The following is a 13,055-nucleotide window of genomic DNA, read 5'->3' on the forward strand; positions in this document are numbered from 1 at the left end:
GAGACTGCTTTGCAACATTGGGCTCGCGGTGACGATGTGGGTAATTGCCATGCTATCGCTCATAACAGGGGAGTTTACAGTGGCGAGTGTATATCTCTATTTTTCAGACTCTTCCGCTCTTTGTGATATAAGCCAAATAATTGTTATACTAATAAGTTACAACCATGAAGACTGAGTTAATTATTTTTGACCTTGATGGAACTTTGGTGGACTCCTGCGAAGATATCAGGCAGGCTTTGAATTACTGTTTTGCCAAAAAGGGAATAAAGGGTTTTTCCTATGAAGAAGTGAGACAAATGGTAGGAGAAGGCGTAAATCGTCTTATTGAAAAAGCTTTATCTGCAAGAAATGTATCTATGCCAATACAAGAGCTTCTTGATTGTTTTGTAAGTTATTACCACGAACACATAGCGGATTTTTCGCAACTCTATCCAGATGTAAGAGAAACCCTTGAGGCTCTTGAGGATTTTAAAAAAGCTGTAATATCAAATAAATTGACTGCACTGACAATAAAAACTATGGAGCACCTTGATATCCTGAAATATTTTGATTTTGTTGCAGGAAGCGATACCTTTTCAGAAAGAAAGCCTTCACCTTTGCCTATTTTTGAAACGATAAAAAAATTTAACACCTCACCAGACAAAACAATAATAGTGGGTGATAGTGATATTGATATTCAGACTGGCAAAGCAGCAGGAGTTAAAGTAGTGGCTGTTACTTATGGTTACAGAGACAGGGAACTTCTTCAAGATGCTGATTTTATAATTGACAGGCTGAGTGCCCTGAAAAATATTATTCTGGACAAACACGAATGAGCTACTTTATTGTTTTTGCAGGAAAGGGTGGAACAGGCAAAAGCACACTTGCTGCTCTGACTGTCAGATATCTTAAAGAAAAGGGCTTGATGCCTGTTCTTGCCGTTGATGCAGACCCTAATTTCTGCCTGCCAGAGCTATTAGGCATTTCTCATTTTGAAACATTGGCTGAAATAAGGGATAGTGCATTGCAGAGAAAACCCGAAGGGCTTTCCCTTGATGAATGGCTTGAGATTGAAATTAACAGAATTATTGAAGAGTCAGAAGGTTTTGATTTAATTGTGATGGGAAGACCAGAGGGCAGTGGATGTTATTGTGCTGTGAATAATGTTTTAAAAAGAATTCTTCAAGAGATTTCAGGGCAATACAAATACATAGTTGTAGATAACGAAGCTGGTATGGAACATATAAGCAGAGGAATAGTAAGCAAAATAGATAAGCTTTTTATCATTGGCACTCCTGCAAAAAGCAGTATTCAAGCAGCTCTGCGGATAAACGAGCTTATAAAACAATTAAATTTAGATGCACCAAACGGAAAAATAAAAAAGGTTTTTATCATAAATCAGGCTACAGGCAAAATAAAAGAGCCAGAAGATTTAAGAAAAGAGTTTGAAAGAGTTGTATATGTGGATTTTGATCAGAACGTTAAAAAGCTCAGCGAGACAGGAAAGAGTATTTTCTCTCTCGCAGAAGACTCTCCAATAATAAAAAATTTTTATCAACTGCTGGAGGAAGAAGTTGAGTGAGAAATTCAAAAAACTTGTTGAAATTATGGAAAAACTTCGTTCAGAGAATGGATGTCCGTGGGACAGGGTTCAGACTCATGACTCCCTTAAGAGATATCTTCTTGAGGAAACCTATGAATTGATTGAAGCAATTGAGAAAAAAGACTACAAGGGAATGAAAGAAGAGCTTGGAGATTTGCTTTTGCAGATTGTTTTTCACAGCAAAATTGCAAAGGATGAAGGCAAATTTGATATTGATGAAGTGATAGATACTATTTCAAACAAAATGATAAGCAGGCATCCTCATGTATTTGGAGATGCTGATTTTCGTACACCTGAGGAGGTTCTTAATCAGTGGGATGACAGGAAAAAGGAAGAGGGTAAACTAAGAGAATCCATTCTTGAAGGTATACCATTGGCTCTTCCAGCGCTTCTGAGGGCATATAAAATTCAGTCAAGGGTTGCTAAAGTTGGCTTTGATTGGGAGAATGTTGAAGGCGTAATTGAAAAAATTCAGGAAGAAATATCTGAGCTTAGGGATGCTGTTAACTCTGGAGATAAGGAAAAAGTAGAAGAAGAACTTGGCGATGTGCTTTTTAGCATTGTAAATCTTGCCAGATTTCTTAAAATAGACCCGGAGACTGCTTTAAGAAAAACAAATAGGAAGTTTGAGGAGAGATTTAAAAAACTTGAAAGCATTGTAAAGGAGCAAGGAAAAGACCTGAAAGACATGACACTTTCAGAGATGGACGAGATTTGGGAAAAGGTTAAAAATGGGGATTAAAAAATTTTTCTTTACTTTTTATAATCTCGCATGTTATAAAAGATTAGCTTCGCATTTTGCAGGCTTTAGTACCTGCCATTAGGTGGGGAGATTAAAAGGAGGTTTTAAGAAGTATGGCTTTTGAAGGACGTGTTAAGTGGTTTAACGAATCAAAGGGATTCGGATTTATCCAGCAGGATGGTGGACAGGATGTCTTTGTTCATTACTCTTCAATAAAGGGTGATGGATTTAAGACTCTCAAACAAGGTGACAGAGTTAAATTTGATGTTGTTGATGGAGATCGTGGACCTAAAGCAGTTAATGTAGAAAAAATTTAACAAATCAAGGGGGACATCAGTCCCCCTTAAATAAATTCCTCCAATGCCTCTCCCAAATTGGGTAAAAACCCAGCTTAAAGAGATAAAAAAAACTCAAAATTATCTCAAACATCGCAAGCTTAATACTGTTTGTGAAACTCTGAGATGCCCAAACAGAGCATCATGTTATAAAGAACCAACTGCTACATTTATGATTCTTGGCACAAAATGCACAAGGGGATGCAAATTTTGTAATTCTCAGACAGGTTTTCCAGAACCAGTTGATATTAATGAGCCTAAAAGAATTGCAGAGGCTGTGAAAGAGCTATCACTAAGATATGTCGTGATTACATCTCCAACAAGGGATGACCTTTTTGATGGCGGAGCTGAGCAGTTTGCCGAAACAGTAAGGCAGATAAAGATTATAAATCCCGAAACTCTGGTTGAAGTATTAGTGCCTGATTTTCAGGGTAAAAAAAGTTCAATTGAAAAAGTTTTATCATCGGAAGTAACTGTTTTTGCACACAATATAGAAACTGTAAAAAGGCTTTTTGGAGTTGTAAGAAATGCTGATTACAGCCGTTCATTAAATATTCTTCGTATGGCAAAGGAAATAGACCAAAAAATAATAACAAAATCAGGCTTTATGGTAGGTCTTGGCGAGAACATGGATGAGATATTTGAAACTTTGCAGGATTTAAAAGAAGCTGGTTGTGATATTGTTACTATCGGGCAGTATCTTCAACCTTCAAAAAAAGCTTTACCTGTAGTAGAATATATTAAACCAGAGGCGTTTGAAGAGATTGCTGAATATGCAAAGAAAATCGGATTTAAGGCTGTGCTAAGTGGTCCTCTTGTGAGGAGTTCAACGCGGGCTTATGAAATGTATTTGATAGTGGATGGTGGTTGGTGACTGGTGGATAGTGGATAAGGAATACTTATGCGGTCATTGCAAGGTTTCCCTTTTTTGTCGTTGCGAGATAAATGGATATGGCAATCTCTCATTTGTTACGGGAAAAAGGAGATTGCTTCGTCGCTGTCGCTCCTCGCAATGACGAAGTGGGGAAGCCTGTCGCAAGCCGAAGGTGTGGCAGTCCACTACGCCGTCACTGCGAGCCCCTCGATGGGGCGCCGTCTCTAATTAGTGGATAGTGGATGGTGAATAGTGAATGATTGATGGAATTTTTTCACTATAATTGGGACTTAGAGAAAAGGAGACAATTTCTAAATATTCGTAAAATGTAAGAAGTAAGAAGTGAGAAGTGAGGGGTGAGATTGCTTCGGGACTTAGTCCCTCGCAATGACCTTTTAGAGTCGCACGATTTAGGGGTTAAGTAATTAAATGGAGGTTTAAAAATGGAAAATTTTGAGTTTTACAATCCAACGAGAATTATCTTTGGCAGAGGCACAGAGGAAAAAATCGGTAAGATTCTGGATAAGGACGAAATAGAGCGAGTTCTCTTTGTTTACGGAAAATCATCAATAAAGGAAACAGGTCTTTATGACAAAATCGTCAGCTCTCTTAAAAAAGCAGGCATTGAATTCATTGAGCATGGAGGTGTAAAGCCAAACCCTGTGCTTTCCCATGCAAAGGAAGGCATTGAAAAGGCAAAAAAGCATAAGGTGGATGCAATCTTGGCTGTAGGCGGAGGTTCTGTCATTGATGAAGGTAAAACCATAGCAGTAGGAGCTAAGACTGACAAGGATGTTTGGACTTTTTTCAAAAGGGAAAAGGAGATTAAAAAGGCTCTTCCAGTGTATGTAATTCTTACTCTTGCAGCAACAGGAAGCGAAATGAACGGCTTTGCTGTTATCACCAACGAAGATACAAAGGAAAAGATTTCAATAAGTTCTGAGGCAATATTTCCCCGCGTTTCAATCCTTAATCCTGAGCTTACATTTACCGTATCTGCCCAATATCAGGCATATGCTGCAGTTGATGCTATAGCCCATGTTATTGAATATTATTTTACTGGTAGTTATTGCCCCAATTTACAAAACAGGCTAATTGAAACAATAATTAAAACCGTTATGGAAACTACAGACATAATACTACAAGAGCGAAAAAACTACAATGCACGGGCAGAATTTATGTGGGCTGCAACCCTTGCCCTTAACGGACTTACTCGCATTGGAATAAGGGGTGGAGAGTTTCCAAATCACATGATTGCCCATTCTTTGGGAGCTCTCTATGACATTGCACACGGTGCTTCTTTAAGCATTGTAATTCCTGCTTGGATGAAGTGGTATAAGGACAAAAATCTTGCCCAGTTTAAAAGATTTTCTGAAGTCCTATTCAACACCTCAGATGCGGATGTAGGAATTGAAAGGCTTAAAGAATGGTTTAAGAAAATTGGCTCTCCTGTGAGCCTCAAAGATGCAGGTATTTTTGAGGATGATATTCCAAAGATTGTGGAGAATGCCTATAATACTGCTTTGATATGGAAAATGGATAAAACTTATACAAAAGAAGTGTTGACAGAAATTTTAAACTTGACGAAGTAGGTCTGAATACAAAAAAATAAAAAACATACACTATAAAAATGGAGGATAAAAAATGTTTGATTTTCCGAGAATTAAAAGATTGCCTCCCTATGTTTTTGCAGTAGTAAACCAGTTAAAAATGGAACTTAGAAGAAGAGGCGAGGATATCATAGACCTTGGCATGGGAAATCCTGATCTGCCAACTCCAAAACACATTGTTGATAAATTATGCGAAGCTGCCAAGATTCCAAAAAATCACAGATACTCAGCTTCAAGGGGAATTACTCAACTCAGATGTGCAATTTCTGAGTGGTACAAAAGGAGATTTGATGTTGATATTGACCCAGAAACAGAGGCAGTCGTTACTATTGGCTCAAAAGAGGGACTAAGCCATCTACTTTTAGCCTCTGTTCAGCCCGGAGATGTTGTTCTTACTCCGTCTCCTGCATATCCAATTCATCCATATGGAGCAATTATTGCTGGCGGAGATGTTAGAACATTTAGCGTGTGTCCTTGCATGGACTTTTTTGAAGAACTGGAAAGGGCTTTTAAAAATTCATGGCCCAGACCGAAAATTCTCATTATAAACTTCCCTCATAATCCAACCACTGCTGTAGTGGAGGACTTGGAATTTTTCAAAAAAGTTGTTGACTTTGCAAAGGAAAACAACATAATGGTTATCCACGATTTTGCCTATGCTGACCTTGTTTTTGATGACTATAAGGCTCCAAGCTTTCTTCAGGTTCCCGGAGCTAAGGATGTTGGAGTTGAGTTTTTCTCAATGACAAAGAGCTATTCAATGGCAGGCTGGAGAGTGGGGTTCTGCGTTGGAAATAAGGAGATTGTTGGAGCTTTGACTAAGATAAAAAGCTATCTTGACTATGGAATGTTTCAGCCAATTCAGATTGCCTCAATAGTTGCGCTTAGAGGCCCGCAGGACTGCGTTGAAGAAATAAGAAAAACCTATGAGCGCAGAAGAGATGTTCTTATAAAAGGTTTAAATCAGGCTGGCTGGAAAGTTGATCCTCCTAAGGCAACCATGTTTGTTTGGGCAGAAATTCCAGAGCCCTTCAAGAAAATGGGTTCCCTTGAGTTTGCTAAGTTTTTAATAAACGAGGCAAAGGTTGCAGTGTCTCCTGGAATAGGCTTTGGAGAAGGAGGAGAAGGTTTTGTCAGATTTGCACTTGTTGAAAATGAACATAGAATTAGGCAAGCAGTGAAAGGAATAAAAAAAGCATTGAATATCGTGCCTTCAACAAAAAAAATCAGAAAAGTTGCTGGATGAGGAGGAAGAATGAAACAAGTAAAAGTTGGAATAATTGGATTTGGCACAGTAGGAACAGGAACAGCAAAAATTCTTCTTACCCAGAGGGATTTAATAAAAAAGAGAACTGGCATTGATTTGATTTTAAAAAAAGTTGCTGACAAAGATATTACAAGACCAAGAGAGATAACTCTTCCAGAAGGAGTGCTTACAACAGATGCATGGGAAATCATAAAAGACCCTGAAATTGATATTGTTGTTGAGCTTGTTGGAGGATTTCATCCAGCAAAGGATTTCATACTTGAAGCCTTAAAACACGGCAAGCATGTAGTTACTGCAAACAAAGCACTTCTGTCAGAAGACGGAAATGATATATTTGCCCTCGCAAAGGAAAAGGGACTTCAAGTTGGTTTTGAGGCAAGCGTGGGTGGTGGAATTCCAATTATAAAAGTTATGCGCGAAGGGCTTGTTGCAAATAAGATGCTTGCAATTTATGGCATTATCAATGGGACTACGAACTACATTCTCACAAGAATGACCAACGAAGGACTAGATTTTCAGGATGCCTTAAGAGAAGCACAACAACTCGGCTATGCAGAGGCAGACCCAACGCTTGACATTGAAGGAATAGATTCAACGCATAAGATAACGATACTTGCCTCCCTTGCCTATGGTATTCCCCTTAGCTTCAAGAAAGCCTATTGCGAAGGTATTACAAAGATTACAGCCCAAGATATAGCATTTGCTAAGGAGTTTGGCTACAAAATTAAGCTGCTTGCTATAACTAAAATTCTTGACGGAGAGATTGAGTTGAGAGTTCATCCTACTATGGTTCCTGAGGATTATCTCATTGCAAAGGTGGATGGAGTTTTCAATGCCATATATGTTGAAGGCGATAGCGTTGGCGCCACTCTTTATTACGGAAGGGGAGCTGGCAGTATGCCTACAGGTAGCGCTGTTGTGGCTGATATTGTTGATATTGCAAAGGGTGCAAATTCTCTTCCCCTTGATTTTTCTGCAGATTATAAAATCAAACCAATTGATGATATAGAAAGCATATACTATTTTAGATTTACCGCATATGATAGACCCGGCGTTCTTTCAAAAATTTCAGGCGTTTTTGGTGAACATAACATAAGCATTGCTTCTGTAATACAAAAGGGAAGGTCAAAGGCTGGTGCTGTTCCATTGGTAATACTTACTCATAAGGCAAAGGAAAAGAATGTCAAGGAAGCCCTTGAGAAGATTGATAAACTTCCAGTTGTGGCAGACAAAAGCGTATTCATAAGAGTTGAAGGACAGGAACCTTGATTGGTGCAAAGTTTGAGATATATTAAGCATATCATTCTACCGCAGGTTGGCAAAGGAGGGCAGGAAAGGCTTAAAAAATCCCGTGTTTTGATTGTGGGTGCTGGAGGACTTGGAAGTGCGGTTTCTTATTATCTTGCTGCTGCTGGAGTTGGATATATTGGTATAGTTGATCCAGATATCGTTGAACTGAGTAATCTTCAGAGACAGATTATCCATAACGAAGAACATCTTGGAATGCCCAAAGCAGTATCTGCGATGATAAATCTTAAAAAGCTTAACAGCGAGATAAACATTTTGCCTTATCCTGAAGAGATTAACAGAAAAAATGCCCAAAAATATATTTCACTTTATGATGTTGTTGTAGCCTGTCCTGATAATTTTAAAACCCGATTTATTCTAAATGAGATATGCTTTAAACTTGAAAAACCACTTATTGTAGGAGCTGCTTCAGAGTTTGAAGGACATGTTTTTGATGTAATCCCTCCAGAAGGTCCTTGCTACAACTGTATTTTTGAGGGTGCTAAGGATGAAGAGGAAGAAAGAGGAATTTTTTCGCCTGTAGCAGGAGTTATAGGCACTCTTCAGGCAATGGAGACTTTGAAGATTTTACTCCAAATCGGAGAGCTCCTTCATGGTAGAATTTTAATCTATGATGCTTTAAAGGCAAATTTCAGGGAAGTAAAATTCATAAAAAATCCATCCTGTCGTATTTGCAAATGCTCAGAATAAAAAAGGAAATTTTTGATGAGATGATAAAGCACTGTATTGATTGCATGCCCTATGAAGCCTGTGGGATTTTGGCTGGAAGAGATACAGCTACTGAGATTTATAAAATAAAAAACATAGAACGCTCCTCAACCAGTTATTTTATGGAACCACAGGAACAACTTAAAGCCATGAAAGATATAAGAGCAAAGGGACTGCAAATGCTTAGCATATATCATAGCCATCCCTGTGGAATCGCATATCCGTCGTCAAAGGATTTGCAACTTGCCTTTTATGATGTTTACTATGTGATTGTTGGAATAAATTGTAATGATAACGCAAAGGAGATTTTCCATCAAAATTTAGACAAACGAGAGGAAGAAACTGTTCAGGAAATCCAAATGAGATGCTTTAAGTTACAAGAAGACAATGTGAAAGAAATAGAGATTCAGGTTGAGCAGGAATGATAAGAAAAGTAAAATATGCGCTGTTTTTTACTTTTCTTTTCCTGCTTGGAGCTTGTGGAGGCTATATTTACTGGCTTTTTTCTGATTTGCCAGATGTAAAGGCTCTTGAAGGATACAGGCCTGCTGAGGCTTCAATTGTTTATTCCTCAGATGGACAGGTGTTAACAGAGTTTTTCTATGAGAGAAGAAAATTTGTGCCTCCCTATGAGATTCCAGAAATGATAAAAAAAGCCTTTGTTGCTGCAGAGGATGTAAGATTTTACAAACACCCGGGGGTTGATATTATTGGGATTCTCAGAGCCTTTTTTAAAAATATTAAAGCAGGAACGGTTGTTGAGGGAGGAAGCACAATCTCTCAGCAACTGGCAAAAATGTTGTTCCTCAAACCCGAGAAAACTTTAGGAAGAAAGATAAAAGAAGCAATTCTTTCAATACAGATTGAGAAAAAATATACGAAGGATGAGATTCTGGGGCTTTATCTTAATCAGGCTTATTTTGGAAATAGAGCATACGGAATAGCTGCAGCTGCAGAAACCTACTTTGGAAAATCTTACAATGAACTGAATATTGCAGAGATTGCCCTTCTTGCTTCTTTGCCAAAAGCTCCATCTAAGTTCAATCCATTTAAAAACCCAGAAGTTGCATTAAAAAGAAGAAACATTGTTTTGCAAAAAATGCTTGAGGAGGGATTTATAACCAAAGAGCAATATGAGGGCGCATTAAAAGAGCCTTTACCTGAATATCCACACTGGAGAAGATTTGAAGCTCCGTATTTTGTTGAAAACCTGAGACTTCAGTTGGAGGCAAAGTATGGAGAGAGACTTTATAAAGATGGGTTACGAATTTACTCTACCATTGACTATAATTTGCAGAAAAAGGCAGAAGAAGCTGTAGTAAAGGGAATTACAGAGATTCACAAAAGAGCAAAACCGCAGGTGCAGGCAGCCTTAATTGCAATAGAGTTAAAAACAGGATTTGTAAGAGCTATGGTAGGAGGAAATGATTTCTGGGAAACCCAATACAACAGAGCCTTTGCTTTGCGTCAGAGTGGAAGTGCTTTTAAGCCATTTGTTTATGCTGTTGCATTGATGGAAGGATATACTCCAGATGATACCGTTTTAGATGCTCCACTTAGTTTTCCAGCAGGTGGAGGTAAAATTTGGTCACCAAGAAATTACAAAAACGAATATCATGGAGTTGTTACCCTCAGGCAAGCACTTGCCCTTTCATTAAACTCAGCTGCTGTTCGGCTTGCATCAGAGGTTGGAATTAAAAAAGTTATAGAATTTGCCTATCAGTGTGGAATAAGTTCAAAGCTTCAACCCTATCTTCCAACCGCACTTGGAGCATCTGACATAAAACTCATAGAGCTTACAGCAGCCTATTCAGTATTTGCAACTGGCAAGAGAATAAAACCAATTTTTTACGAAAAAATCACAGACCACAACGGAGTAATTCTTGAAGAAAACACTCCAGACATCCAGAATGTGCTATCTGAGGAGGTTGTTGAGGGAATGCGTGAGCTACTTAGGGAAGTTGTGCTTTCTGGAACAGCTGTAAGGGCAAAGGAAGTAGGCAGGGATGTTTATGGCAAAACAGGAACAACTAATGATTTTTCAGATGCTTGGTTTGTTGGTTTTGACAATAATCTTTTAGTAGGTGTTTGGGTTGGAAGAGACAATCACAAACCAATAGGACAAAATGAGGCAGGTTCAAGGGCAGCGCTTCCGATATGGATAGATTTTATGAAATCAGCTGAAACTGCCTCTGCAATGTTAAAATAAAAAAATGGGAAAAATTCTATCAATAGTAAATCAAAAAGGCGGGGTTGGCAAAACAACTACTGCTCTTAATCTTGGTACATGTCTTGCAATTGAAAATAAAAAGGTTTTACTTGTAGACTCGGATCCGCAGGGAAATTTAACAACAGGGTTGGGAATAAACAAAGAAAGCCTTGAAGGCAGCCTTTATGAGCTTTTCATAGGTTCCCATAGTGTTGATAAAGTCTTAATTAAAACACAAATTGAAAATCTTTGGATTATTCCTTCAACAATTGACCTTGTAGGAGTTGAGGTTGAGCTTATTCAAAGGGAAAACAGAGAATTCATTCTTAAAAATATTTTATCGTCCGTATCAGAGGATTTTGACTATATACTTATTGACGCACCTCCTTCTTTGGGTCTTCTTACATTAAACTGTCTGGTAGCATCAGATGCAATTATTATTCCTGTTCAGTGCGAATATTATGCTTTGGAGGGATTGGGGTTACTGATGAGAACTTTTGAGCTTGTGAAAATTTTGAATCCTAACATTAAAATACAAGGCATTCTTCTTACAATGTTTGATGCAAGAAATACTCTATCTCGGCAGGTTGTAGAGGAAGTGAGGAAGTTTTTTGGAGGTAAAGTTTATAATACAATAATACCAAGAAATGTTGCACTGGCAGAGGCACCAAGTCATGGCAAGCCAGCTGTTTTATATGATATTCGCTCCAAAGGAGCGCAAAGTTATATCACATTTGCATTGGAGTTTTTGCTAAATGAAAAAGGCGCTCGGTAAAGGCTTAGATGCTTTAATATCAAGTAATATTACCAAAAAAGACGACTCCCTTATTGAGATAGAAATTGAAAGAATAATTCCGGGTGATGCCCAGCCAAGAACAGACTTTGATGAAAATTCCTTAAAGGAGCTTGCTAATTCAATAAAGGAAAAGGGAATCATACAGCCCATTGTTGTCTCAAGGGTTGGAGACGGAAGTTTTAGGATAATTGCTGGAGAGAGGAGATGGAGGGCTGCAAAAATTGCAGGACTTCAAAAGATTCCAGCCATTGTCAAAGATGTATCTGCTGCTGAGGCTGTAGAAATTGCTCTTATTGAAAACATTCAAAGGGAAGACCTTGACCCTGTTGAGACAGCTATGGCATTTGAGCGTCTTATTAAGGATTACAATCTCACCCAAGAGGAGCTTTCCCAAAGAGTTGGAAAAGACAGGGCAACAATTGCAAATTATCTGAGAATATTAAAACTTCCCGATGAGATAAAAAATCTTATTAAATCAGGCGCTATAACTATGGGACATGCAAAGGCTATAATGTCTTTGGACAGTGGGCAGAGGCAAATTGAGGCATGCCAGTTAGTCCTTAAAAAATCCCTTTCAGTCAGGCAAACTGAAGAACTTGTAAAAAGACTTTCAAAATCCGATACTCCTAAGCAGAAGCAAAAATTTCCAGAGATAGAAGAACTTGAAGAGATACTTACAGCTGAACTTGGCTCAAAGGTGCGAATTTCTCATAAAGGGAAAAAGGGAAAGCTTGAAATTTTTTACAGTTCCCTTGATGAGCTTGACGGCATACTGCAACGAATACTGAAAAGTTAGATTTTACAAGATTTGACAGAAATTGAGAAATCTTTTTATTATTAAAATATCCCTTCATACAGGAGGTTTTAAGTGGCAGGTCATTCCAAGTGGGCACAAATCAAACATAAAAAGGCTCAAGTTGACGCAAAAAGAGGCAAAATCTTTACAAAAATCATAAGAGAGATAACAGTTGCTGCAAGAATTGGAGGCGGTGATCCAGAGAAAAATCCCCGTTTAAGAGTTGCCATTGAAAAGGCAAGAGATGTCAACATGCCAATGGAAAACATCAAAAGGGCAATAATGAGAGGAACAGGAGAGTTAGGAGGAGACGCATACGAAGAGGTTGTTTATGAAGGATACGGACCTGGTGGAGTTGCTATTTTAATTGAAGCTTTAACTGATAATAAAAACAGAACAGTTTCTGAAATCAGACACATTCTTTCAAAACACGGTGGAAGTCTTGGAGAGTCTGGATGCGTTTCATGGATTTTTGAAAAAAAAGGATATATTCTTGTAAACAAAAAAAATATAGATGAGGATACCCTTCTTACTGCTGCATTGGAAGCAGGAGCAGATGATGTAAAGAATGACCCAAAGGAAGACAACTATGAGATTATCATTGCGCCAGAAAATCTTAAAGAAGTAAAGGAAGCTTTGGAGAAGGCTGGCATAAAAATCTCTCTTTCAGAGGTAACTATGTTGCCCAAAAATTACATAGCTCTGGAAGGAGATGATGCAGAGAAAATGTTAAAAATAATGGAAGCCCTTGAGGACCACGATGATGTCCAGAATGTATATGCTAATTTTGATATTTCCGATGAAGTAATGAGTAAAGTAACAGCTTAA

At 38.2% G+C, this 13,055-nt stretch carries 14 protein-coding genes; all 14 read left to right on the forward strand.

What is annotated here, in order from left to right:
- Positions 1–164 precede the first annotated feature (164 nt).
- Positions 165–815, forward strand: a complete 651-nt coding sequence (locus ACYQ3P_RS09530; protein ID WP_460177662.1) for an HAD-IA family hydrolase — start codon at positions 165–167, stop codon at positions 813–815.
- Entirely contained in the window at positions 812–1,561 is a 750-nt protein-coding gene (locus tag ACYQ3P_RS09535; protein WP_460177663.1) for a nucleotide-binding protein, read from the forward strand. The genes ACYQ3P_RS09530 and ACYQ3P_RS09535 overlap by 4 nt, the downstream gene beginning before the upstream one ends.
- On the forward strand, positions 1,554–2,324 hold the full coding sequence (mazG, locus tag ACYQ3P_RS09540) for a nucleoside triphosphate pyrophosphohydrolase (protein WP_460177664.1): 771 nt from the start codon (positions 1,554–1,556) through the stop codon (positions 2,322–2,324). Before ACYQ3P_RS09535 ends, mazG begins: the two co-directional genes overlap by 8 nt.
- A gap of 113 nt (positions 2,325–2,437) precedes the next feature.
- The gene (locus tag ACYQ3P_RS09545) at positions 2,438–2,641 is read left to right on the forward strand and encodes a cold-shock protein (protein WP_460177665.1); all 204 of its coding nucleotides are present in this window, start codon (positions 2,438–2,440) and stop codon (positions 2,639–2,641) included.
- A 43-nt stretch (positions 2,642–2,684) separates the two neighbouring features.
- A complete protein-coding gene (gene lipA, locus ACYQ3P_RS09550) occupies positions 2,685–3,533 on the forward strand; it encodes a lipoyl synthase (protein WP_460177666.1) in 849 nt (282 codons plus the stop codon).
- A 443-nt stretch (positions 3,534–3,976) separates the two neighbouring features.
- Entirely contained in the window at positions 3,977–5,125 is a 1,149-nt protein-coding gene (locus ACYQ3P_RS09555) for an iron-containing alcohol dehydrogenase (protein WP_460177667.1), read from the forward strand.
- A 52-nt stretch (positions 5,126–5,177) separates the two neighbouring features.
- A complete protein-coding gene (gene alaC / locus ACYQ3P_RS09560; RefSeq protein ID WP_460177668.1) occupies positions 5,178–6,389 on the forward strand; it encodes an alanine transaminase in 1,212 nt (403 codons plus the stop codon).
- A gap of 9 nt (positions 6,390–6,398) precedes the next feature.
- On the forward strand, positions 6,399–7,679 hold the full coding sequence (locus ACYQ3P_RS09565) for a homoserine dehydrogenase (protein ID WP_460177669.1): 1,281 nt from the start codon (positions 6,399–6,401) through the stop codon (positions 7,677–7,679).
- Positions 7,680–7,691: 12 nt separating this feature from the next.
- Positions 7,692–8,408 (forward strand): HesA/MoeB/ThiF family protein, encoded by a 717-nt coding sequence (locus ACYQ3P_RS09570; RefSeq protein WP_460177670.1) that lies wholly within the window; start codon positions 7,692–7,694, stop codon positions 8,406–8,408.
- Positions 8,396–8,851 carry a M67 family metallopeptidase gene (locus ACYQ3P_RS09575; RefSeq protein ID WP_460177671.1) on the forward strand — a complete coding sequence of 152 codons (456 nt, stop codon included), beginning with the start codon at positions 8,396–8,398 and terminating at the stop codon, positions 8,849–8,851. Before ACYQ3P_RS09570 ends, ACYQ3P_RS09575 begins: the two co-directional genes overlap by 13 nt.
- Positions 8,848–10,635 (forward strand): penicillin-binding protein 1A, encoded by a 1,788-nt coding sequence (locus tag ACYQ3P_RS09580; RefSeq protein ID WP_460177672.1) that lies wholly within the window; start codon positions 8,848–8,850, stop codon positions 10,633–10,635. Before ACYQ3P_RS09575 ends, ACYQ3P_RS09580 begins: the two co-directional genes overlap by 4 nt.
- Positions 10,636–10,639: 4 nt before the next feature.
- Positions 10,640–11,410 carry a ParA family protein gene (locus ACYQ3P_RS09585; RefSeq protein ID WP_460177673.1) on the forward strand — a complete coding sequence of 257 codons (771 nt, stop codon included), beginning with the start codon at positions 10,640–10,642 and terminating at the stop codon, positions 11,408–11,410.
- Positions 11,391–12,227, forward strand: coding sequence for a ParB/RepB/Spo0J family partition protein (locus ACYQ3P_RS09590; protein WP_460177674.1), 837 nt, complete (start codon positions 11,391–11,393; stop codon positions 12,225–12,227). The genes ACYQ3P_RS09585 and ACYQ3P_RS09590 overlap by 20 nt, the downstream gene beginning before the upstream one ends.
- A 72-nt stretch (positions 12,228–12,299) precedes the next feature.
- A complete protein-coding gene (locus ACYQ3P_RS09595) occupies positions 12,300–13,055 on the forward strand; it encodes a YebC/PmpR family DNA-binding transcriptional regulator (protein WP_460177675.1) in 756 nt (251 codons plus the stop codon).

The organism is Thermodesulfovibrio hydrogeniphilus, from assembly GCF_054657355.1.